The organism is Desulfamplus magnetovallimortis, from assembly GCF_900170035.1.
In the GTDB taxonomy this organism is placed as follows: domain Bacteria; phylum Desulfobacterota; class Desulfobacteria; order Desulfobacterales; family Desulfobacteraceae; genus Desulfamplus; species Desulfamplus magnetovallimortis.
In genome coordinates this window covers 1009284-1032090 of the sequence record NZ_LT828540.1, presented here as the reverse complement: position 1 = coordinate 1032090, position 22807 = coordinate 1009284, and the positions used below count along the sequence as shown (strand labels likewise).

Genomic DNA, 22807 nt, shown 5'->3' with positions numbered 1-22807 from the left:
CAGCAGCATTACTTCTGAGAGTGCTCAGGATGTTATGTTCCCTTCCAGGGCCTTCTCTTACGCTTAAAATGAGCATGTCTGATACATAGCCGGTTTCTGCATGAAGAAGTGGCTCAAAGGGTATTATTGATAAAAAATTAATGAACATAAAAGTAATGTAAAAGATAAGGGATGGCACTTTTTTCATTGGTAAATAATCTCCTGTGTATGGTAATTCCTGTCTAAATAACAGCCTTAAGAGTAATTTACAACACTATTTTTGGCGCTCTTTCCAGGTATCAATAACAGTTTGCAAAGTCTGGAATGAAGAGTATGTCATACTCATGCAGGAAAAAAACCTTGCCAAAGGGTGTTGATAGGGTATATCAACCTTGTTATGGAAAAATCAAATCTTCTTGATGAACGAAAAGAGATAGTCAGGCTTGGCCTAAAAATGCTTAATGCAGGCCTTACCACAGGATCCGGCGGGAACTTGAGCTGCTACAACAGAGAAGAGGGGCTTATTGCCATTACCCCAAGTGGAGTTGAATACCCTGACCTTACCCCTGAACAGATCCTTTTGATGACACCGGATGGCAAGATCTGCCGTGAAAATGGTGCAGAGACAGGACTGCCTTCAAGTGAGGCAGGATTTCATCTTGACCTTTATCAAAGCCGCCCTGATGTGTCTGCTGTGGTGCATACCCATTCTCCATATGCATCTACTTTTGCATGTCTTAACATGGAGATCCCTGCTGTTCATTATCTTGTGGCCTTTGCCGGCAAAAAGGTTTCTGTTGCTCCCTATGCAACTTTTGGAAGTGTTGAACTTGCCCGCAATATCGTTGAGACAATTAAGTCAGATAATGCTGTTCTGCTTGCAAATCACGGCCTTGTATCTGTAGGCACATCCCTTGTCAGGGCGTTTAATGCAGCAGAAGAGATTGAACTTGTGGCAAGGATATATTATCAGACCCTATGCATAGGAAAGCCTGTGATACTTTCGGATGAACAGATGGACGTTGTTATGGAAAAATTTAAAACTTACGGCTCAGGACAAAAAAAATTATCATGAAACATTAGTTGTTATACTGATTTTGACTCGGAATCATCTATTCATTATGATCAATACAAAGTACTGCAATCTTCTGATTCACAATATATATAACGGCCTTGTTGAAGGGCTTTCCCACTTTTCTCAAAACAGCAGAGCTGCCCTTATATACGCATGCAATCCGGAAGATGAACTGCGCATATATGATCCCCAGAAGCTGCTTAAGGGACATGAACTGAAATTGAAGGAGATTTATATTGATGATGAATCGTGGCGGGCGCAACTTGTTCAAAAACTTAAAAACCAGCCCCATGATCATTATGTGACATTCAATAATCTCCAGCTTGCAGGTCTTATATCTTTTGGGGGAAGTTCCCGAACCTTTTTTTATCAGATGTGGTTTACGGATCACCATCCTGACATGTGTTCAATTTATCCCACTGAACGGTGGCTTGAACATGCCGGCTGGCTTACTGCCCAGGATTTTTCCGTGGAAAACATTGCCATGGGAACATCTGGCCATGTGCTTCAGAATCATGCAGTTCATGCTATAACAGATCATATTGTAGATGTCAGAAATGAAATCCTCGGCCTTGATACAAAAATGTTGATTCATCCAATTCTTGATACAGTCCTAAAGCTATCAAAAACAAAGGAAGAGGGCTATTGGCCAAGGGGCAGACTTGTTTTTGTTGATCCTGAATACCTTGACAGGATTGACTTTGTAGCAAAGATTCAGCGTCATGAGCGCCCCATGACCAGCAATATAAAACATGTAAGAAAACTTCTCCTTGCTGTTGAATACTCTAACAGAAAACTTGTTTCAGATGGCAATACAATTATAGGAGTATCCAACTCTCCTGTGCCTGACTATGCAATTTCTGCCCTTTTCAAGGGAGATCATGGTTTTATTGAGATTCGAGGCGCTCCGATATGCAGTTTTTTTGACGGTAATTTCCACTCTACAATCAGAAGAGCCAAACTTGTGGAGCTTGAAGAGTTGCTTCTTGATACAAAACTCTCCCATGATCAGGCCATGGAGTTGTTTCAGGTGGTTGCAGAACTTGTCCATACCGCTGAAAGAAGGCGTCATGGATGCACCCTTGTTCTGGATCTTAACGAAACTCCGGTTACACTGTCAGGCCATATCCTTGAGCCTGTACTTGACTTAAAAGAGCCTGAACTTTTAAACCTTGCCTCTTCGCTTATAAAGATTGATGGAGCTCTTCACATAATGTCCTCTGTTGCTTTAAGGGGATTTGGGTGTCTTCTGGACGGGAAAACAATCCGAGGAGAGAACAGGGCAAGGGGCGCACGATATAACTCAGCTTTGAGGTTTACAGCAGAACATGACCAGGTGATTGTGGTTGTTGTATCTTCTGACAGGCCTGTTTCAATAATTCAGCATGGCATTGAGCTTAATGCACATTGTGAATGGACACCTTTACCAGGTTACCTATATCAACCTGAATCCCTTAAAACATATCTGGAAAACATTTGAGAAGGAATATCTAACATGACCCGACATCATTCTGATGATAATAGAGCCTCTTCAGTCAAATCATCATGTCACTGCCATGCCCACGGACAGACAGGTAATTTGCATAGCCACAGTCACGTCCACGAAAAAACAGAGCATGAACACAATCATTCACATACGCATACTCATTGTCACGGGCAAGGCGGTGTTGGGCATAACCACAGCCATGCCCATGGAGAAGCAGAGCATGAACATAGCCATGCACATGAGCATATTCATACGCATTCCCACGGGAAAAGTTGTAAAGGAGATAGCCACAACCATGCCCATGGAGCAATAGAACATGAACACAGCCACACCCATGGACATAGCCATTCTCATGCCGCAACTTCTGTTGCTGGGGATGGAAAAGCAGAAATGGCTCTGGATGACAAACTGCAAATTTTACTGAGACACTGGATTGATCACAACAAAAGCCACAGGGAAACATACCAGTCTTGGGCTGACAAAGCACAGGATGGTATGCTCCCGGATGTAAAAGCGCATCTTGAGGCTGCTGCAACTGCATCTGACAGAATTACAGAAAGTCTTGAAAAAGCGTTAAAATGCCTTGAGCAGGGGTAATTTTTTTGAGAAAGTGTAAAACAGGCCAATTAAAGATGTCCTTGTTTTATGCCTTAACAGGATTTCCGGCAGATACAATATATGGATAGAGCTGTGATATAAGCATACCGGCCATCATGATGGCGCATCCGGTCAAGGCTCTTCCGGACATTACCTCATGCAGAAAGATGCCTCCACCTATTGCAGCGATTACAGATTCAAGACTTAAAAGAATTGCTGCATTGGCAGGATGGCTTCCCTTTTGTCCATAAATCTGAAGGGAGTATGCAATTCCAACAGAAAAGAATCCCCCGTAAAAAATGGGCAGGGCAGCCATACGTATGCCTTCAATGGTTATGGTTTCAAGTAGGACTGCCGCTGTCAGGCTTGCAGCCGAACATACTGCCGATTGAATAACGGAAAGTTTTACAGTATTCATTCTGGATGCCAGTTTGCCAACAATTATTACATGGGTTGCAAAGCAGAACGCTCCAAAAAGTTCAAGCAGATCTCCATAGCTTATGGTCAGGGATTCTGTAATACTTAAAAGATATAGACCGATTGCTGCAAGAACTGCCCCTGCCCATGTTCCGAGGCTTGTTTTTTCCCGCCAGATAAGTCCTATTAAAGGTACTATTACAACATAAAGGCCGGTTATAAAACCAGCTTTTCCCGCAGTGGTATAGACAAGCCCTACCTGCTGGAAAGATGCACCTGCAAATAGTGCTATCCCTGCAATGATACCCCATTTCATCTGTTTTTTCATATCAAGATGAGAACTGTTGTTGCTCTTTTTTTTGTTTCTCTTCGATATTATCAGAAGGGGAAGAAGGGAAATTGCTCCAAGAGCAAATCTTAAACCATTGAATGTGTAAGGGCCTACATGCTCCATGCCCATTCTCTGGGCAACAAAGGCAAGTCCCCATATGGTTGCTGCAAAAAGAAGAATCAGATCATATTTAAGTGTTTTCACAATTTTTTCCTTTAATGTTTTTATGTTTTTTTCCCTTGATATTATAGGAATTTTCATTTTAACTCCTGCAAAAGCAGGTAGTTTTTGGGTTGATATGAATGAAGCAAGAATTTTGATTGAGTGTCTCTATTACAAAATTGCCGTTGTTTTTACAATAACAGAGTTAATAATTATTTTATTGTTGGTTTATGCTCATTTATGTTATACCCCAGTTTTGTTGAAATTATGAAATTAATTTTATTATCATAATCCAGGAAGAATGAGACCAACTTTAATGTAAGTATAAAAAAAGCATGTTTCATATCTCTTCAAAGTAGTTTGCACTTTGCTACAACAGACACTCTATAAAAGTGTGTGTTGCTCTTGAAAGCGTAAAACGGAAAATGAAACATGCCAAAAAAACAGGAGGTTTTTTAATGCCAGAAAAAGTATTGATCATCGGGGCGGTTGCACTTGGCCCCAAAGTGGCCTGCAGATTGAGACGTATCAATCCGGAAATTGACATAACAGTAATTGACAGAGACTCTCTTATCTCCTACGGTGGCTGCGGAATTCCATACTATGTTGGTGGTGATGTGGCAGAGATTGAGGGGCTGTATTCCACCATTGCACACGCCAAAAGGGATGTGGAATTTTTCAGAAAAGTCAAAGGGTTCAATGTACTCACTCGGGTTGAAGCAATTGCCATCCGGCGGGCTGATAAAAAGGTTGTGGTTCGCAGGCTTGATGATGATACAGAAGATGAAATTTCCTATGACAAGCTGGTTCTGGCAACTGGTGCCACACCCATGAGACCTCCCTTTCCAGGGGCTGACCTTCCACAGGTGCATGTTGTTTCCAACCTTCATCATGCAAGTGCTGTAAAGTCAGCGATATCCAGAGGTGAAGTTGAAAATGCCGTTGTCATAGGAGCTGGCGCCATAGGGATTGAAATGGCAGAAGCACTAACTGATCTCTGGGGAATAAATACGACAATTGTGGAGATGGCAGATCAGGTTCTTCCCCAGGCCCTGAGCAGGGATATGGCACGTATTGTGGAGAAAAAACTTGTGGACAGCGGAGTTAACCTTTTGTTGTCAGAAAGGGTTATGGCCATCAATGGAGATAAAGAGAACGGTGTGGAGTCTGTGGAAACAGCCAACACGAAACTGCCATGTGACATGGTGATTCTTGCTGCCGGTGTTCGCCCCAATTCAGAGCTTGCACTTGAGGCAGGTCTTGCCACAGGAAGAAACAGAGGGATACTTGTTAATAAAAGGATGCAGACAACTGACCCGGATATTTACGCAGGTGGCGACTGTGCTGAGTTTACCAACCTTGTGAACGGACAGGATTGTGTTATGCCCCTTGGCTCCCTTGCCAATCGACAGGGACGTATTATTGCAACCAATATCAATGGAGGCAATGAACAGTTCCCGGGAAGTGTCGGCTCTTTCTGCATCAAAGTTTTTGATATGGGTGTTGCAAAGGCTGGCCTTACAGTTGCCCAGGCAGAAGCCGCAGGATTTGATCCTGTATGTGCAACCGTTGCCCAGTCTGACAGGGCACACTTTTTTCCGGATGCAGACTTTATGTTCATGAAGCTTATTGCTGACAGAAAAACAAGGAAAATTCTGGGAGTTGAGGCAGCAGGTCCCCAGGGAGATGCTGTTAAATCAAGAGTTGATGCTGTTGCTCCTCTGTTGCAGTTTGGTGTGGATGTAAGTTTTATCTGCAATCTTGAAGTAAGCTACTCTCCACCCTATGCATCTGCTATGGATGTTGTAAACAATGCTGGTAATGCCCTTGATAATACCCTTGATAACAGCCTGAAATCAGCAGACACATTCGATTTTGTTGAAAAGATGAAACAGGGAATTGTTACAGTACTTGATGTAAGAAGCTCAATTCAGGCTGAACCGTTTGTAGAAAAATTTAAAGATAAATGGATAAACATACCCCAGGATGAACTTCGCAACCGATATGAAGAACTTAATGGAAAAATTTCTGCATCAGAACCTCTCTATATTATTTGCGGTACAGGGCCGCGTTCCTATGAAAGTCAGGTGTTTCTTGCTTCAAAGGGAATAAAAAACACCCTGAATGTTTCCGGAGGATATGGAATGGTACTTGCCATTCATGACGCTTTGACGTAATATCAAAATTTATACCGTCAAAATCGGCATCTTTCATATCAGCTCAAAAGTGGTTTACACTTTTCGAAAAATCTTGAACCATGATTAAAGGATTTAAGGATTAACATGATGAAAAATCAGGATAATCCCTTAATCATGAAAATCATGGTTCAGAAAAGTGTAAACCGATAAATGAAAGATGCCTCAAAATAAGCTGAAAATAAGCTGCCTTTTGGGAGCCTTATGGGGACAGATTTAAAATCTGTCCCCGTTTTAAAAGGTAGAGTTGTTTTTTGCTCATTTCTAAAAGTCACAAGGAGAAGCAGATGTTTTTTGAGTTGATTGAGAAAAGGCGGAGTATCAGAAAATTTAAATCAACCCCTGTTGAAAAGGATAAAGTTAAAAGGCTTGTGGAATCAGCGCTTCGTGCTCCTTCCTCAAGGGGATTTAACCCCTGGAGGTTCATTGTTGTTGATCAGCCCGAGCTTCTTGAAAAACTTTCAAAGGCAAAACCGCATGGCTCATCTTTTATGGATGGTGCTCCTCTGGGAATCGTGGTTTGCGGAGATGAAACAAGAACCGATGTCTGGGTGGAGGATACATCCATTGCCACCATTTATATACAGCTTGCTGCAGAGGCTCTTGATCTTGGGAGCTGCTGGATACAGATCAGAAAAAGGGAGCATGATTCAGAACTAACGGCAGAATCATATATCAGGAGACTTCTTGACATTCCTGAACATATGAAAGTCGAGTCAATGGTTGCACTGGGATATCCTGATGAGGCAAAAAAACCTCACCAGGCAGATTCACTTGAACTCAACAAGGTGTTTTATAATAAGTTTGATCAACAATTTTGATGGTCTATTTACAGGATCATCAATTTTAAGACAGGGGATGGTCTATTTACAGGTTCATCAATTTTAAGACAGGGTTGTGTTTTACAGCAATTTTGACTATCAACTGTAAAGCAGGTTGTGTTTAATTTTTTATAATTGAGAATAAGGGGTTGCACCACTGGAACTTCAAAAGAAAATAATACGTCTGATTCAGCGGAATGACACCGAGCTTCCAGCTCTTCCGTTTGTGGTCAATAAAATCATAGATGCTGCATCAGATGACAGCACCACAACTGATGAGCTGGCCGATATCATTACATACGACCAGGGCATGACAAACAAACTGCTTAAGCTGTCAAACTCTATTTACTACAGCCAGAGAAGCAAGGTTGATACTGTAAAAAGAGCTATTGCAGTGATTGGTTTTGATGAGATCATGGGAATCGCCCTTGGCATGAATGTGATGTCTGTTCTTACCGGCAGGGATTCCGGTTTAAGTCTTGATGTAAAGGCTCTATGGCTGCACTGCATTGGATGCGCAACTGCTGCAAAGGAGATTGCTTCAAGGATTCATCCTGAAATATCGGGAAAAATTTTTATTCCTGCACTTCTCCACGATATGGGGAAGGTTATTCTCTCAATCTATTTTAAAGATGAGTATCATCAGGTGCGTACACTTGCAATTGATCAGCAGAAGCCTCTATTTAGGGTAGAGAGGCAGATTTTTAATCTTGATCATGCAATTTTGTCCGGTCTTCTTATGAAACGGTGGCAATTCCCAGATTCAATTCTATATCCAAGCAGGTATCATCATAATCCTTCAGCTTCGCCACCGGCCTACAGGGATGCAGCTCTTATCATAAATCTTTCGGACTATCTTTGCCATAAGGCTCGCATAGGACATAGTGGAAATCCTGTACCTGTAACAGTTAAAAACTCCACAGAAAAGGCGGGCATAAGTGAGGTTGCGCTGCGTCTGATTCTTGACCAACTTCGGTACAAGCAGGAGCAGATCAAGGAGTTTTTTGACATTACAACAGGCTGATTTACTCAAAATCGACATCTTATTGCTTTTGCATAAGTTATTGCAGTTGTCTGAACCAGGATAACCAGGATGGATAGGATGCTCAGGATAGATAATCCTGCCTTATCCTGTTAATCCTGGGAATCCTGATTCAGACAGTATTGACAAGGCTCAAGATGTTGTAGGTGTCGATTTTGAGGATTTATAGAGCCTTTGAATTTTTAAACATCTCTGAAAAGAAGAAATAATGAATGCTCAACCTCAAGAAAAAGTCATAATGACATCGGCTCAATATCTTGAATTTGAAAAAAATTCGGAAATTAAGCATGAGTACTTTGATGGTGCAATATTTGCCATGACTGGGGCAAGTGTTAAGCATAACCGTATTCAGCACAATATCAGCAGAGTTTTGGGTAATAAGCTTTTAAATAGCCAGTGTGATGTATTTTCAAACGATATGAGAGTCAAGATAGAGCAGCTCGAAAAATATACCTATCCAGACATTTTAGTGGTTTGCGGAGATATTGAGATTGAAAATATCAAAGGAGTTGAAACCATTCTGAATCCTTTGGTTATTATTGAGATTCTTTCAGACTCCACAGAAGCATATGACAGGGGAGATAAATTCAAACATTATCAGTTCATTAGTTCCCTTAGAGAATATATTCTTGTTTCACAGCATTCATACTGGATAGAAAAATATAAACGGGCAGGGGATGGCCAGTGGATATATTCATCATGCAATGAAACAGGTCACTCAATAACAATAGACTCAATTGGCTGTGAGTTGCTGCTTGAAGATATTTATTACAGGGTTATACATTGAAGAAGGCTCATGTTGGGCTTCAATTTCTTGTTGGCCTTTGCTGTTGGGGAAAGTCCGCCTGGTCCTGATCTAATAAACAGGCATGATTGATTACGTATTAATCATGCCCCAAATATAAAAATGATAGTCATTTTTACGGTAAACGGTCATGGCTGCCATCCAGCCACCTCCGAATATGAAAATTTGTATCTATTTCCACGGTAAACGGGCATGATTGCGTATCAATCACCCCCAAACATAAAAATGATAGTCATTTTCACGGTAAAAAACTATGGATTTAAAGGTGTCTCTGTAGTTTTAGCGGTTCAACCATTTTTTCAGATTTTCAAGTCCCTTCTTTGTGGAGACTTTTGGAGTGTAGCCAAGATCTTCCTTTGCCCGTGAGATATCAAACCAATGGGATGTTGCAAGCTCCTTTGCCATGAATCTTGTCATTGGTGGCTCTTTGGAAGTTCCTGCAAGGTTATAAAATTTTTCCAGCAGCCAACCTGCGGTTTCAGCGGTTTTTGCTGAAACAGAGCCTTTTACCGGAGGAAGTCCCGCTGCATCAAGAAGATTGTCCACCATATCCCATAGTCTTACAGGCTCATCCTGGCTTATAAAATAAACATTGCCTGATATTGAGGGGTTTAACTTCAGTTTGTCTGCAGCAAGTATATGGGCATCAGCAGCATTGTCAATATATATTGTATCTACGCGGTTGGTTCCATCTCCCACCTTTTTTAGGCGTTTTGCCCTTGCGATTATTCCCGGCAGAAGATGGTTGTCTCCTGGTCCCCATATTAGGTGAGGTCTCAAAATGACAGCTTTAAGATGGGAAGAGAAGACGGCATCTATCACCATCTTTTCAGCAAGGGCTTTTGTTTCAGGGTAAGGCGCATGATACAAAGAGGGGTATGGTACGGACTCGTTTACCCCTTCCATATCAGTACCATTGAAAATAACACTTGGGGAACTTGTATGGACAAGATATGTTGAACTGTTATTAAGGCAGGCATCAATTATGTTTTTTGTTCCTGTTACGTTGGTGTCGTAATAATCCTTCCATTTGCCCCAAACCCCTGCCTTTGCAGCAACATGAAATACCACGTCCATTCCTTTACAGGCATTTTCAACTGCCTTTGGGTCTGAAAGGTCGCCGGTAAATTGCTTAACACCCATTGACTCAAGTTCCGGATAGAAATTTCTTGAAAAGCTGTAAACATCATCTCCTCTTTCAAGAAGATTCCTTGCAATGGCTTTGCCAAGAAAGCCGCCTGCTCCAGTTATAACTGTTTTATTTTTCATGCCACCTTTTTACCGTGAAAATGACTATCATTTTTATATTTGGGGGTGATTGATACGTAATCATTCATGCCTGTTTACCGTTAAAGTCACTGTGTGATAATTCCACAATTCCTGATACATCAAGTATAAGGCTTACCCTGCCATCGGGCATTATGGTGGCACCGGATACTCCTTTAATGTTTTCCATGCCAGGCCCCATGCTTTTTATTACTGTATTTTGTTTTCCAAGAAGTTCGTCTGCCAGAAGGGCTGTTTGCATTCCATTATCTTCCACAATCACCACAATTCCTTCCCAGGGCAGTGAGGATGTATTTCCTTTTATATCAAAAAGTTTGCTTAATCTGAATAGTGGAAGTATTGTGCCAAGTGTTGTTATGGTTTCGTTGGTTTGGAATATTTTGGATACCTGCTCCTTCCTGACCTTCATTGAAGTTACAACCGACAACGTGGGAATAACATAGTGTTCCTGCGCCACTCTGATAACAAGACCATCAATTATTGAGAGAGTCAAAGGCAGCTTTATGGTGCAGATGGTTCCTTTGCCGGAGGTGGATGTGATGGAAACTTTTCCTCTACAGGATTCAATACTTTTTTTGACTACATCCATGCCAACGCCTCTTCCGGAGACATCAGTTATTTTGGTTGCTGTGCTGAGACCAGGATGAAATACAAGATTCATCAAAAAAGCTTTGTCTATATTAAAGATATCAGCATCTTCTGAAATAAGGCCGCTCTTTTTGGCCTTATCCATAAGGCGCTCCTGGTCAATGCCCCTGCCGTCATCCTCTACTTCAATAAAAAGGTGGCCTCCTTTATGAAATGCTCTGATCTCAATGGTTGCAGTTTCCGGTTTTCCGGCATCAAGCCTTTGCATCTCGTCAACTTCAATTCCATGGTCAACACTGTTTCTTATAATATGTATTAAAGGATCTCCCAGTTTTTCCACAAGGTTTTTGTCAAGTTCCGTATTTTCACCTGTCATAACAAAACGTATTTTTTTGTTAACCTTTCTGGAAAGATCCCTGACCACCCGTTCCATGCGGCTGAATGTGGCTTTAAGGGGTACCATCCTGAGACCAAGCCCAAGTGTCTGAAGTTCTCTAGTTGTTTTGTGGAGTGTGTTAAGTGCCCTTAGAAGATCGGAAGATAAATTTTTAGTTATTTCCCTGGATTGAGTTATCATGGATTCGGCTATTGCAATTTCACCTATCATCTCCACAAGTCTATCAAGTCTTGAGGCATCAACGTTTATGGATTCTGCTATCACAGGTGAAAATTGTTGTGGTTCAGATGGTTTTCCTGAAGCGGGCTTTTTGCCGGAAAGTTCTTCTGGCACTGTTTCAAGGGTTTTCTCTTCATCTATGCTATCGGTTGTTTTTTTGTCAGAGATTTTATGCAATTTTTCAGCAAAATTGTTTTCGTTTTCATAATCGCTGGATAAAGAGTTTTTATGTCGGTCAAGAAGATCAAGAAGATAATCAGTGTCTGGAATATTGTCAGCAGAGGAAGCTTTACCGGAATATAGCATAAAGGTAGCCTCAAGCCAGTCTTTTACAGAGAGTAAAAGATCCACACTGTTGGAAAGCAGTTCATCGGAACTCATCAAGTCTTCAGCTCTGTGACAGACAGCTTCAACATCCTTTAACCCCAGAAATCCTGCTTCTCCCTTTGCTGTATGGAATATGCGTTTAATCTCTCCCCGAGAAAAATCAAGATCCCTGTTTTTTTCAATGTTTAGAATAAGTGTTTCCATATTGGCAAGATTAGTGGTCTGCATGGAAAGAAATTCTGCAAAGTCCTCAAGGTTGAGATATGAAGGCAGTGTACCTGGGTGTATTAGTGCAGACTCCTCGAGATGGTTTTCCGTGTCGGATTTATTTAGGGGAGTTTTTTCGGGTTCTACGGATAAATTATTTTTTGAATCATTTTTAATTAAGTCTGTCTCTGTTTTTTGATAACCAGTTCCTTTTGTTATATCAGATTTTTTTTCCGGCATTTGGGTTGCAAGGTGCAGGAAGGATTTCATTTCCGAAATAATCAGGTTCAGTGAATCAAACTGATTATCAATGTCAGATGTTGTTCCTTCAATTATGGCCTTAGCAATTTTTCCTGCCCTTGCTGCATCTTCGGCAAGCTCTGAAAAACCATGATTTTTGGCAGTTTTGAAAAAATTTTTCAGAATATGCAACATTGGTTTGAATGTGTCCGGATCAGATATATCTGCCAGAACAAATTCAAGTGAAAGTTCTTCAAGCATTGACTCCAGTGTATTATGATTGGGCATTGGAAATATCCAGAAAAATTTTTATTGCATTATTTGCTGTTGCCAGTGAGATAAAATGATGATAGGTTTTGGCACCTTTTTTTGTTGTCCTGTGTACACTTTCGAGGATGACCAATGTGATTATGAAAGGTTTTACCATATTTTATTGCACTTTTAAAGAGATACATCATCAGTCATTGTAAAAGGGTGTAAAAAAAGAATGTTCAAAATACTTGTTGTAGATGATTCCTGGTTGACAAGACGCGGGGTCAAAAGAATACTGTCAACTGAAGGTTATGAGGTTTGTGAAGCAGAAAATGGTCTTCAGGGGCTGGAGATACTTGAAGAGAGCAAATCGAAAATTGATGCTGTTATTCTTGATCTTCTCATGCCGGAGATGAATGGAGTTACTTTTCTTGAGACAATGAAGCAGAAACAGATGAAGCTCCCTGTTGTTGTTTTGACTGCTGATATCCAGAATACTGTTAAACAGAAATGTATTGATATTGGAGCTTCTTTTTTTCTTAACAAGCCGCCTGAACCAGCAGAGCTTCTTGAAGCTCTTGGCAAACTTTTAAATCCAGTTTCAAATGGGTAGAGATTTTATTTTATGGAGTCTGCGATAATATCCACGGAGCAGCTTGAGGCTATAAAAGAACTTTGCAACATTGGAGTTGGAAAGGGAGCCGCCGTACTGAACTCCATGCTCTCAACTCATATATCTCTTAATGTTCCTTATGTAAAAATCATTTCTGGTAAGGATTTCAGGCAGGAGGTAAAAGCCTTTGCCAGAAACTCCATATCTGCTGTGGAACTTGCCTTCAAGGGTAATATAAGCGGGGCGGCACAACTGCTTTTTCCAACAGAAACAGCATCTTCTCTTGTCTCTGTACTTGTTGAGGAAGGGGATGATCTTGATATGGATGCTCTCAGAGCCGGCACATTTTGTGAAGTTGGAAATATTGTACTCAACGGAGTAATGGGCTCCATATCGAATATCCTTGACCTCTCTTTTGAGTATTCAGTTCCTGAATATATTGAGACCCATTCCGACAATTTCATGAAAGATTCATCGTTAAGTGAGGATTCCCATGTTCTTCTTGCAAGAACGCGTTTTACCATTGACGAACTTGATATAGAAGGGGATATTGCACTTTTTATGCAGATTGCAGCTATTAACAAATTGATTGAAACAATTGAAGAAAAGTTTGGTTTCTGATGTCTTCTTCCAAAATGGATATCAGTTCATTTTCAGATAAACTCAATGTCTTGAACTATGTGCCTGTTGGAATCTGTATTTTTGACATAAACTACACTGTTCTTTTCTGGAACAAATGCCTTGCACACTGGACACGTTTGAACTCTTCAGATATTGTGGGTAAAAATCTTTCTGCAAAATTTCCTTCAATTGATTCTCCTGGTTTTCATGAAAGAATTCAGTATATTTTTACAGGTGGGCCTCCTGTTCTTTTCTCCTCCCAGTTACACAGCAGTATAATTCCGTGTGTTTTATCAGATGGTTCATCAATGATTCAGAAAACAGTTGTATCTGCAATTCCTTCCGAAGAGAGGGATAGCGAATATTTTGCTCTTATGGCAATTGAAAATGCAACAGAGCTTTCAAGAAAGATTTCTGAGTATAGAATGCTGCGAAACAAGGCAATGGAAGAGGTAAACCTTAGAAAAAAAATTGAAGATGAGCTGAGAGAATCCAATAACGCTTTACTTGAACATCAGGAGACAATTCTGAAACAGGAGCGATTAAAGGTTCTGCTGGAGATGGCAGGTGCAACAGCCCATGAGTTGAATCAGCCTTTAATGACACTTCTTGGCACAATTGAACTCATTCACATGACCCAGGATGTGCCGGAAACCATCCTTGGCCATTTTAACAACATTGAGAAATCTGCAAGAAGAATTGCAGATATTGTATCTAAAATTCAGAAAATAAGACAGTACCAAACCAAACAGTATCTCCATGATGTTTCGATTATTGATTTAACTGAGAGTTCATCGTAGCTTTTTTATAAGAAAGTCCCCGTCTTTTAAGGAGCTATAGGACTTTCATGCTTCGTTGTGGCAGGTGTGTCTGCCATGGCCGTTTATAAGAAAGTCCCCGTCTTTTAAGAGCCAAATAATTTTTAAACAGGCTCTGAGTAATCTGGCAAAAAATACTTGACACAGAATGGTGAGTCATGTAAAAAAGCGCTGACTTTCTATTAAGAGCGGGAATAACTCAGTGGTAGAGTGCGACCTTGCCAAGGTCGAAGTCGCGGGTTCAAATCCCGTTTCCCGCTCCACATTTCTCTTTTCCTTCCGCTTTTTCTGAATTTTCCTTGATCAACCATATTGCCTTTTATTATTGTGATTTGGCATATTTCAAATCCTTCAAAAAGAGTTTACCCTTTTCGGAGGCAAATCCCATTTTTTTCGGAGTAATTCCATGAATCTTAATGTTCCTGATCATATTATGTCCATAGTTCCTTACGAACCTGGTAAACCCCTGGATTTTCTCGAAAGGGAATATGGAATACAAAAAAGTATAAAACTGGCTTCAAACGAAAATCCTTTGGGTACATCTCCCATGGCTGTAAAAGCTATTTCTGATCATCTTTCAACCATGAATCGCTATCCTGACGGCAGTGCTCTTAAGCTTGTCAACAAACTTGCGGACAGATTTAATATCTCTTCAGAAAATATCGTTGTCGGCAACGGCTCTGATGATATTATTGCACTTCTTGCACATGCTTTTTTGGGAGCAGGGCGTGAGGCTCTTATGCCTCTGCCTTCATTTTTGATGTATGAAATTTCTGTTAAGGCATCAGGAGGCAATCCTGTGATGATTCCTCTCAATGGACTTGAAATTGATCTTGATGCATTGGCTGACTCGGTGACAGATAAAACATCAATGGTGTTTCTTACAAACCCTAACAATCCAACAGGTACTTTTTTCACAAAGGAAAAGTTTACTGCTTTTATGTCCAGAATGCCGGAAAATCTACTTGTGATTGTGGATGAAGCCTATATTGAGTTTGCAAGGGATGAAAATATATATAACAGCCTTGAAAATCCCCTTGATGATCAAAGGATTGTTTCACTTCGTACCTTTTCAAAGGCATATGGCCTGGCTGGTTTCAGGGTGGGCTACGGTGTTATGGATGCTTTTGTAGCTGGTGTGATTCATCGTATAAGGCAGCCTTTTAATGTAAATTCACTTGCTCAGGTTGCAGCAGCAGCAGCCCTTGATGATCATGATTTTCTTGAAAAAGGAATTGGGATCATGCACCAGGGTATTGATTTTCTGTCAGAGGAACTGACTGAAATGGATATTCCGGTTATGCCAACACAGGCAAATTTTTTCTTGATGGATGTAAAACAGGATGCAACCATGGTCTTTAATGCACTTCTTAAGCAAGGAATTATTGCCAGATCCATGAAATCCTATGGATTTCCCACCTATCTGAGGATCAGTGCCGGTCTGCCGGATGAGAATAAGGCATTTATAAAGGCATTAAAAAAGGTGCTTTCAAATCATGGTTCAGAAAAAGTGTAAACCGATGAATGAAATAAAGACGATTGCTAATCACCCGAGATGGAAAAAATAATGGAATCATCAAAACCTCTCATAATTACCATTGACGGACCTGCAGGTGCAGGAAAAACCACAGTAAGCAAGGCTCTTTCAACTCGCCTTGGGTGTATTTATGTTGATACAGGTGCTTTGTACCGTGGCGTTGCCTATGAAATACAGCGCTGCAATTTTAATATCGAGAGAACCGCAGAAATTGAAGATTTTCTTTCAGGTATAGAGCTTAATTTAAAAATGGAAAAGGATGGGTTGCATCTATACAGCCTATCTCAGGATATTACAGATTATATCAGAACACCTGAGATAACCATGCTTGCATCGTCTGTCTCTGCTATGCCTGCTGTAAGGGAAAAGCTTCTTGGAATACAACGGTCAATTGCAGAGTTCAATGATGCTGTTTTTGAGGGCAGAGACATGGGAACCATTGTTTTTCCTGATGCTGACTACAAGTTTTTTCTTTACGCTGACTTGGAGATTCGTGCCCGCAGGCGGTACTCTGAAACAGACAAAAAAGAGCAGACACTTGATGAAGTGGCAGCGTCAATGGCTGTTCGTGATAAAAATGACTCATCACGAAGCGAGGCTCCATTAAAACCTGCTGCTGATGCTGTCATGGTTGATTCAACCCATATGAATGTTGAAGATGTTGTTGAAAAAATGATGGCACATATTGTGTTTTGAGTTGCCTTAAAAAAAATACCGTGATTTCGATTTTAAGAAAATATCTTCTTGCGGCAGAAAAAATGATCTGCTAAGGTTCATTTTACCGTGAAAACACATTCTGTTTTCATGATCGGGGGGGTGGCGAAATCTCATTTGGCCATGAGGGTTACTATGAAAGCATACACGAAATACTCAAATAAACCGCCACGGTTGGTATTTGCTGTTTTTTTGGAATATTTTTTGACTGTTGTCATTATTTTTTCAGTCTTGTTATTTATGTCTTTTCTCAATGGCTGCGGAAGTAATGCTGGAAGTGATCATCTTGCTGATATCAAATCTCAACTTGTAAATGAAAAAACATACTCCATTGTTCTTGAGGATATGAAGGAAGAGGGAACCTTTTCTAAAAATTTTTTCCACAAGTATCTTGTTGTTCTGCCGGAAACATCATGGAAAACTGAATGGATGCCTGTTGCAGAAGAGTATTTCAACACCTGCAAGCCACTTATGGGAATGACGCTTCTTACCAGAAAAGATGGAGAGTTTGACCCTGTTGCGGCTCCGCCTGGTTATGCATTTGTGGGGGATCCTGAATATGGCAGGTGGCGTGAGGGCAGCGATGGTGCTTCTTTTTGGGAATTTTACGGAAAATATGCCTTTTTTTCCAATCTTTTTGGTGGCTGGTATCATCCCATTTATAAAATTGATTTTGATGGTTATCATAAATACAAGAAAGCTAAAAAGATATATTTTGGAAATAAAAGTCAGTATGGGTCATCTGGCAAGATCGTCAAGCAGACAAAACCAGGATTCTATCAGTCACGCATGGCTTCTGTAACTGCAAAGAAAAGCTCTTTTACAGATAAGGTAAACAGCAAGATAGGAAGAACCAAAACCAGTATGAGGAGTCGCTCTGGAGGAAAGGGGAAATGACAATTGATAATCTGATCTTTGGCATTATCTATATCACGGTTTTCCTTCTTCTCTTTTATCTTGGAAAACTTGCATACCATCTGATTCATCGTGATTATAACCTGAATATTGAGCTGGTTGAAAAGGATAATCCCTCTGTTGCCCTTGCTGTTACCGGATATTACTTTGGTCTTCTGCTTGCCCTTGGGGCATGTTTTGTCGGGCCTTCAAAGGGGCTTGTAAACGATCTTCTCTCCCTTGGGATTTACGGCATTCAGAGCATTATACTGCTTAATATTTCCACCATTTTATGTGATCGTATCATTCTCTATAAATTCAAGGTCAAGGATGAGCTTTTAAGGGACAGAAATCAGGGCACCGGCGCTGTGGTCTTTGGAACATCAATAGCTTCTGGGTTTGTTATTTACGGAGCTGTTTCCGGTGAGGGGGGCTCTATCTGGACAGCTTTTGTTTTCTGGGCTTTGGGGCAGATTCTTCTTGTTATTGCCACCCATGTTTATAACCTTATGATTTCATTTGATATTCATGATGAGATAGAAAAGGACAATGTTGCAGCAGGCATTGCCTTCAGCGGGGCATTGATTTCCATGGGAATAATTGTGGGACTTGCTGCAGAGGGCGATTTTTATTCATGGTCTGATAACCTTTCCACATTCTGTAAATATGCTCTTTTAGGTCTTGTTGTTCTTCCTTTTATCAGAATGCTTACAGATCGGATTCTTTTGCCGGGAGTCAGCCTTTCCGATGAGATTGTCGGTCTTAAACCTGATAAATCAAGGGAAGAGAGAGGCCCAAATACAGGGGCTGCATATATTGAAGCATTCTCCTACATTGCGGGATCATTCATTATTTTCTGGTGTATTTAGATCTGTATTTTCTGGTGTATTTAGATCTGTATTTTTTGGTGTATTAAAATCTGTATGTTCTGGTGTATTTTATGCTGTGTTTTCCAAATGTATATACAAATCTTCTTAATGGCTTGTTTTTAAAAAGACTTGTTATTTTTTTTGTGTTCATCAGAGCATGGCATTAGTAATGATCAGTACCAGCAAAGCACTTCAAATATCACTGTTTGCAACAGGTTGTTCAGGCATTGTGTCGGAATTTGTCCTCTCAACCCTTGCCACTTATCTGATTGGAAACGCTACGTTCCAATGGACAATGATAATGTCTATAATGCTTTTTGCCATGGGAGCCGGAAGTCGGTACAGCCGAAATTTTAAAAATCATCTTCTTGATACATTCATTTTTTCTGAGTTTCTTTTATCCAGTCTGTGTGCTGTCTCATCGGTTATTGCCTTTTCACTCTCCACCCAGATTGAATCAAGAGAGCTTGTAATCTATCCTCTTGCCTTTTCAATTGGTTTTTTAATCGGTCTTGAAATTCCTCTGGTAACCCGCATTAACAGCTCCTATCAGGAGCTTGGAATCAACATATCAAAAGTTCTTGAAATGGATTATTTTGGCTCCCTTGCCGGTGGAATACTGTTTGCTTTTTTTTCCTTCCATTACTTGGCTTTATCTATACACCGGTTCTACTTGGGAGCATCAATTTTATTGTGGCATCATGGCTTATGTGGCGCTTTATAAGCCTTACAGTACACAGAAAAAGGCTTGTTGGGGCGTTCATCATATCTTTTCTTTTAATATTGGCTTCCGGAATAGTTGCAGGCCCAATGATTCTTTACAGTGAGCAGAAACATTACAAAGATACAATAATATATTCCAGCCAGACCCGATATCAGAAAATTGTCATGACCCAATGGAAAAATTACTATTGGCTTTACATTAACGGTCAGGAGCAGTTCTCCACATACGATGAAGAGCGTTACCACGAACCTCTGGTGCATCCTGCCATGCAGCTTGCAGGTGCAAGGGAGCAGATTCTCATACTTGGAGGTGGTGATGGACTTGCAGCACGGGAGGTTCTCAAATATCCTGATGTAAGTGATCTAACACTTGTGGATCTTGATCCTGCCATGACTGACCTTGCAACTCATCACCCTGTACTCAAAGAGATTAACCATCACTCAATGAGTCATGACAAAATAACCATCAAAAACATGGATGGTGCTATTTTTATCAGAAATACAGATCGTCTGTTTGATGTTATTATCATTGACCTTCCTGATCCTGACTCCATGGACATCATGCATCTCTATTCGTTATCATTTTACAGAGAAGTGGAAAAGCATCTTACAAGGCAAGGGGTTATGGTAACCCAGGCAACAAGCCCATACTTTTCAAAAAAGGCATTTTTATGTATCTATAAGACCATACAGGCATCGGGTATGGTGGCACTGCCACTTCATAATCAGGTGCCAACCCTTGGTGAGTGGGGGTGGATCATTGCTGTAAAGCCTGAAAATGTTAACAATTTCCCGTTAACATTTAACTACTTGGATAATGATGGCCTTTTGTTGAATAAATTTAATAATATAGATAAATCCAATGATACAGATAATAATCTACTCTTATTGAAAAAAAAGCTTTTGCAGCTTTCCTTAGATACTGTACAAACACGTTTCATTAACAGAGATGCTCTCATTTCTATGATTCATTTTGGAAAGGATATTTTTAATAACATTCAGAAAGAAGAAGTTCACACGGAAAATCTTCAGACAGGGATAGAGATAAACAGACAGGACAATCCTGTGCTTTTTAAATATTATCATCAGGGCCAATGGGGTGTTTACTGACAAGGATTTTACTGACAGGGTTTTTACAGGCAGGGTTTTTACTGACAGGGTTTTTACTGACAAGGGTATTTAATGTCAATCCTGTGTTTTAAAAAAAATTAATAGAAAAGAAGAGGAATTTCATGCAGAAGAGACAAAATAGATCTTTATGGATGGCAGGAATATTGTTTCTGCTTGCTGTTGCTACAGCCTCGGCAGACACATGTATTACAATGACCAATGATATGACTCTGACAATTTCATGTGCAAGTTACGGTGAAACTGAATTTGAATTTTCGCTGCTTCCATATCAGAATCAGGATGCTGAAACACCATTTGACTTTTTCTGGCAACTGCAATCCGGTTCCTTTTTGGTTCATGACTCAAATTCTGATTGCCAGGAGCCTGTTGCGGTTTACTCTGATCTTACTTTTATTATTCCATGTGTCAAGTATTATGGCACTCACATGACATTTGGATTAAAGCCGGTTTCCCACGAATCAGGACTTTTGTGGAAACTTGATGCTGATTCACTGGAGCTTCTTGATCTGCCTGTAACAACCACAAGAGATGAAAAAGGAGTTTGGTTTATTGAAGGTGATGCAAAAGCAGATCTTTATACTGTATTTGAGGCAATGGGCTATGCTGTGGCATCGGATCGTCTTTGGCAGGCTGAAAAGTACAGACGGGTCGGAAGGGGAAAACTTGCAGAAATATTTGGCTCAAGTCAGCTTGAAAGCGATATTAAGGTACGAACAACAGGCTATTCCGATGATGAGTACAAGCAGGGATTTGATGCCCTTGATCAGGAGTCAAAAGAGATCATAAATGGCTATGTAGCAGGTTTTAATCGCAGAATTACCGAAGTAATTGCTGACAGAAGCAAAATGCCATTTGAGTTTCTTGCACTTGGAGCTTCCCTTGGCATTGATTTTGTTCCGGAACCCTGGACGCCAACTGATATTCTTGCCTGGGCGACAAATATGCTAAGGTTCTTTGATGGAGAAGCAACAGAGCGTGGACAAATTGATAACCTGGCTCTTTTTCAAGATTTAGCCACCCGTTTTCCTGAAGATTATCTGGCAATGTTTGAAGATATGAGATGGCGTGATGACCCTGATTCAGTCACATACATTGATAAAAATGATATTGATATTGGTAATAATGATATCGACAATGATGATATCGACAATGACGATAACAATGATATCAATAATGACGATAACAATGATATTAATAATGACGATAACAATGATATTAATAATGACGATAACAACGAAGTTGCAGGGAAAAATATTGTAATAGATCAGGATAGTTTTGATTTTACATGTGATTTTATGGAATTGGCAGATGAGATGGAGCAGAATGATGAGAACATAGTTGCAAACCTTAAGGAAATCAATGCCTATGTCAAGATGGGAAGCTATGCCTGGGTTGTTGCAGGGGATAAAACTGCCAGCGGAAATCCAATAGTCTATTCAGGTCCCCAGATGGATCATGCCTTTGATTTCTCTGTACCATCAATTGTGACAGAAGGCTCCATTAAAGCGGGTGGTCTTAACATTTCAGGAATGACCATTGCCGGAATGCCGGCAATTGTTATTGGAAGAACCCCTAACCACGCATGGTCAATGCAGGTAGGTCATGCACATACCCTTGATTATTACCTTGAGGACTCCTCAGCCGTAGCCCTTCATCGAATTGAGACCATAAAGGTTGCAGGAGAAGATGATGTGGAGCTGCCGGTTTACCGAACTTCCCACGGCCCTGTAATAAATTCCGATCCTTTTATTTCATGGAAATACTCCCACTGGGGCAAGGAGTTTGAAATCATTAAAACCTATCTTGACCTTGCAAAGGCTCAAAGCATGGATGATTTTGGCAATGCCATTGACAGGGTATCTTTGTCCCAGCACTACTGTTATGCTGACAATCAAGGCAATATAGCCTACTGGATGTCCGGAATGGATCCTGTAAGACCTGAAGGCATAGACCCACGATTTCCCCAGCCAGGTGATGGTACGGCAGAATGGGCAGAACCCGTGACCTATAAAACCCTTTCCCATGACAGAAATGCTTTAAGGGGATTTTACAGCGGATGGAACAGCCGTTCCAGCCATGACTATGCAAACTCTCCCAATACGCCATCATACTATTTTGGCCCATTTCACAGAGGCCATATACTTGAAGATTACCTTTCAACCAATGATGAGCTGACATTTGAGGATATAAGGGATCTTGCCCTATATATTGCAACCACCGATTCCATCAGAAACGAATATCTACTGTCCGAACATGACACATATGGAGATGGCGGAAACCCTTGGAAATATGTAAAGGATGATTTTACAGCAGCGGTGCAGTCTGCTCCCACCTACTCCAGAAGTTCCGCACTTGAACTTCTAAATGGATGGGATGGCCATTTTGTTGAAGGCGGTAAGGATAGCTGGGCAGATGGAGAAGATAGAGCTGATGCCTGGATCCTGATGAACCAGTGGATAA

At 40.7% G+C, this 22807-nt stretch carries 20 protein-coding genes, 1 tRNA gene and 1 pseudogene; 18 read left to right on the top strand and 4 right to left on the bottom strand.

Annotated elements, in window-relative coordinates:
- Positions 1 to 187: pseudogene (locus tag MTBBW1_RS28135) on the bottom strand (hypothetical protein); the annotation flags it as partial.
- A 189-nt stretch (positions 188 to 376) separates the two neighbouring features.
- Between MTBBW1_RS28135 and MTBBW1_RS04075 the strand changes: the two are divergent.
- From MTBBW1_RS04075 to MTBBW1_RS04065, 3 genes are read left to right on the top strand one after another with little or no spacing between them, the layout of a single operon-like run.
- On the top strand, positions 377 to 1054 hold the full coding sequence (locus MTBBW1_RS04075) for a class II aldolase/adducin family protein (RefSeq protein ID WP_080799755.1): 678 nt from the start codon (positions 377 to 379) through the stop codon (positions 1052 to 1054).
- A 46-nt stretch (positions 1055 to 1100) separates the two neighbouring features.
- Positions 1101 to 2534, top strand: a complete 1434-nt coding sequence (locus tag MTBBW1_RS04070; RefSeq protein ID WP_080799470.1) for a DNA integrity scanning protein DisA nucleotide-binding domain protein — start codon at positions 1101 to 1103, stop codon at positions 2532 to 2534.
- Between the two features lie 15 nt (positions 2535 to 2549).
- The gene (locus tag MTBBW1_RS04065; RefSeq protein ID WP_080799467.1) at positions 2550 to 3137 is read left to right on the top strand and encodes a DUF8180 domain-containing protein; all 588 of its coding nucleotides are present in this window, start codon (positions 2550 to 2552) and stop codon (positions 3135 to 3137) included.
- 46 nt (positions 3138 to 3183) lie between these two features.
- On the opposite strand, the gene MTBBW1_RS04060 is transcribed toward MTBBW1_RS04065, so the two are convergent.
- The gene (locus MTBBW1_RS04060) at positions 3184 to 4146 is read right to left on the bottom strand and encodes a DMT family transporter (protein ID WP_080799464.1); all 963 of its coding nucleotides are present in this window, start codon (positions 4144 to 4146) and stop codon (positions 3184 to 3186) included.
- 359 nt (positions 4147 to 4505) lie between these two features.
- Between MTBBW1_RS04060 and MTBBW1_RS04055 the strand changes: the two genes are divergently transcribed.
- The 4 genes from MTBBW1_RS04055 to MTBBW1_RS04040 all read left to right on the top strand — a co-directional run bounded on the left by MTBBW1_RS04055 (position 4506) and on the right by MTBBW1_RS04040 (position 8892).
- Positions 4506 to 6224, top strand: coding sequence for an FAD-dependent oxidoreductase (locus MTBBW1_RS04055; protein WP_080799753.1), 1719 nt, complete (start codon positions 4506 to 4508; stop codon positions 6222 to 6224).
- 305 nt (positions 6225 to 6529) lie between these two features.
- Complete coding sequence (locus MTBBW1_RS04050) at positions 6530 to 7063, top strand: nitroreductase family protein (RefSeq protein ID WP_080799461.1); 534 nt, start codon at positions 6530 to 6532, stop codon at positions 7061 to 7063.
- A 157-nt stretch (positions 7064 to 7220) separates the two neighbouring features.
- Complete coding sequence (locus MTBBW1_RS04045; RefSeq protein WP_080799458.1) at positions 7221 to 8087, top strand: HDOD domain-containing protein; 867 nt, start codon at positions 7221 to 7223, stop codon at positions 8085 to 8087.
- Positions 8088 to 8313: 226 nt separating this feature from the next.
- The gene (locus tag MTBBW1_RS04040) at positions 8314 to 8892 is read left to right on the top strand and encodes a Uma2 family endonuclease (RefSeq protein ID WP_080799455.1); all 579 of its coding nucleotides are present in this window, start codon (positions 8314 to 8316) and stop codon (positions 8890 to 8892) included.
- 297 nt (positions 8893 to 9189) lie between these two features.
- On the opposite strand, the gene MTBBW1_RS04035 is transcribed toward MTBBW1_RS04040, so the two are convergent.
- Together MTBBW1_RS04035 and MTBBW1_RS04030 are read right to left on the bottom strand one after the other, a co-directional pair.
- The gene (locus MTBBW1_RS04035; protein ID WP_080799452.1) at positions 9190 to 10179 is read right to left on the bottom strand and encodes an NAD-dependent epimerase/dehydratase family protein; all 990 of its coding nucleotides are present in this window, start codon (positions 10177 to 10179) and stop codon (positions 9190 to 9192) included.
- 64 nt (positions 10180 to 10243) lie between these two features.
- Positions 10244 to 12463, bottom strand: a complete 2220-nt coding sequence (locus MTBBW1_RS04030; RefSeq protein ID WP_080799449.1) for a chemotaxis protein CheA — start codon at positions 12461 to 12463, stop codon at positions 10244 to 10246.
- Between the two features lie 199 nt (positions 12464 to 12662).
- Here MTBBW1_RS04030 and MTBBW1_RS04025 point away from each other — a divergent pair, with 199 nt between their 5' ends.
- From MTBBW1_RS04025 to MTBBW1_RS03980, 11 genes are all read left to right on the top strand, one after another.
- A complete protein-coding gene (locus MTBBW1_RS04025; protein WP_080799447.1) occupies positions 12663 to 13040 on the top strand; it encodes a response regulator in 378 nt (125 codons plus the stop codon).
- A 12-nt stretch (positions 13041 to 13052) separates the two neighbouring features.
- A complete protein-coding gene (locus MTBBW1_RS04020; protein ID WP_080799445.1) occupies positions 13053 to 13661 on the top strand; it encodes a chemotaxis protein CheX in 609 nt (202 codons plus the stop codon).
- A complete protein-coding gene (locus MTBBW1_RS04015; protein ID WP_080799442.1) occupies positions 13661 to 14461 on the top strand; it encodes a histidine kinase dimerization/phospho-acceptor domain-containing protein in 801 nt (266 codons plus the stop codon). The genes MTBBW1_RS04020 and MTBBW1_RS04015 overlap by 1 nt, the downstream gene beginning before the upstream one ends.
- Before the next feature lie 206 nt (positions 14462 to 14667).
- A tRNA-Gly gene (locus tag MTBBW1_RS04010) sits at positions 14668 to 14742 on the top strand.
- Positions 14743 to 14885: 143 nt separating this feature from the next.
- Entirely contained in the window at positions 14886 to 15995 is a 1110-nt protein-coding gene (gene hisC, locus MTBBW1_RS04005) for a histidinol-phosphate transaminase (protein ID WP_080799440.1), read from the top strand.
- A gap of 51 nt (positions 15996 to 16046) precedes the next feature.
- Positions 16047 to 16712: a (d)CMP kinase gene (gene cmk, locus MTBBW1_RS04000; RefSeq protein WP_245809236.1), complete on the top strand. Its 666-nt coding sequence runs from the start codon at positions 16047 to 16049 to the stop codon at positions 16710 to 16712.
- A 153-nt stretch (positions 16713 to 16865) separates the two neighbouring features.
- Positions 16866 to 17627, top strand: coding sequence for a hypothetical protein (locus MTBBW1_RS03995; RefSeq protein ID WP_080799435.1), 762 nt, complete (start codon positions 16866 to 16868; stop codon positions 17625 to 17627).
- On the top strand, positions 17624 to 18493 hold the full coding sequence (locus MTBBW1_RS03990; protein ID WP_080799432.1) for a DUF350 domain-containing protein: 870 nt from the start codon (positions 17624 to 17626) through the stop codon (positions 18491 to 18493). The genes MTBBW1_RS03995 and MTBBW1_RS03990 overlap by 4 nt, the downstream gene beginning before the upstream one ends.
- Before the next feature lie 169 nt (positions 18494 to 18662).
- Positions 18663 to 19217, top strand: a complete 555-nt coding sequence (locus tag MTBBW1_RS28990) for a hypothetical protein (RefSeq protein WP_222423976.1) — start codon at positions 18663 to 18665, stop codon at positions 19215 to 19217.
- Positions 19187 to 20326, top strand: a complete 1140-nt coding sequence (locus MTBBW1_RS03985) for a spermine/spermidine synthase domain-containing protein (RefSeq protein ID WP_222423975.1) — start codon at positions 19187 to 19189, stop codon at positions 20324 to 20326. The genes MTBBW1_RS28990 and MTBBW1_RS03985 overlap by 31 nt, the downstream gene beginning before the upstream one ends.
- A 122-nt stretch (positions 20327 to 20448) precedes the next feature.
- On the top strand, positions 20449 to 22807 hold a 2359-nt coding region (locus MTBBW1_RS03980), incomplete at its 3' end, for a penicillin acylase family protein (RefSeq protein ID WP_139786660.1).

Bases quoted from the DNA above. Each gene is read 5' to 3' on its own strand.
- MTBBW1_RS04075 (WP_080799755.1), top strand. From the start codon at position 377: ATGGAAAAATCAAATCTTCTTGATGAACGAAAAGAGATAGTCAGGCTT.
- MTBBW1_RS04070 (WP_080799470.1), top strand. From the start codon at position 1,101: ATGATCAATACAAAGTACTGCAATCTTCTGATTCACAATATATATAAC.
- MTBBW1_RS04065 (WP_080799467.1), top strand. From the start codon at position 2,550: ATGACCCGACATCATTCTGATGATAATAGAGCCTCTTCAGTCAAATCA.
- MTBBW1_RS04060 (WP_080799464.1), bottom strand. From the start codon at position 4,146: ATGAAAATTCCTATAATATCAAGGGAAAAAAACATAAAAACATTAAAG.
- MTBBW1_RS04055 (WP_080799753.1), top strand. From the start codon at position 4,506: ATGCCAGAAAAAGTATTGATCATCGGGGCGGTTGCACTTGGCCCCAAA.
- MTBBW1_RS04050 (WP_080799461.1), top strand. From the start codon at position 6,530: ATGTTTTTTGAGTTGATTGAGAAAAGGCGGAGTATCAGAAAATTTAAA.
- MTBBW1_RS04040 (WP_080799455.1), top strand. From the start codon at position 8,314: ATGAATGCTCAACCTCAAGAAAAAGTCATAATGACATCGGCTCAATAT.
- MTBBW1_RS04035 (WP_080799452.1), bottom strand. From the start codon at position 10,179: ATGAAAAATAAAACAGTTATAACTGGAGCAGGCGGCTTTCTTGGCAAA.
- MTBBW1_RS04030 (WP_080799449.1), bottom strand. From the start codon at position 12,463: ATGCCCAATCATAATACACTGGAGTCAATGCTTGAAGAACTTTCACTT.
- MTBBW1_RS04025 (WP_080799447.1), top strand. From the start codon at position 12,663: ATGTTCAAAATACTTGTTGTAGATGATTCCTGGTTGACAAGACGCGGG.
- MTBBW1_RS04020 (WP_080799445.1), top strand. From the start codon at position 13,053: ATGGAGTCTGCGATAATATCCACGGAGCAGCTTGAGGCTATAAAAGAA.
- MTBBW1_RS04015 (WP_080799442.1), top strand. From the start codon at position 13,661: ATGTCTTCTTCCAAAATGGATATCAGTTCATTTTCAGATAAACTCAAT.
- hisC (WP_080799440.1), top strand. From the start codon at position 14,886: ATGAATCTTAATGTTCCTGATCATATTATGTCCATAGTTCCTTACGAA.
- cmk (WP_245809236.1), top strand. From the start codon at position 16,047: ATGGAATCATCAAAACCTCTCATAATTACCATTGACGGACCTGCAGGT.
- MTBBW1_RS03995 (WP_080799435.1), top strand. From the start codon at position 16,866: ATGAAAGCATACACGAAATACTCAAATAAACCGCCACGGTTGGTATTT.
- MTBBW1_RS03990 (WP_080799432.1), top strand. From the start codon at position 17,624: ATGACAATTGATAATCTGATCTTTGGCATTATCTATATCACGGTTTTC.
- MTBBW1_RS28990 (WP_222423976.1), top strand. From the start codon at position 18,663: ATGATCAGTACCAGCAAAGCACTTCAAATATCACTGTTTGCAACAGGT.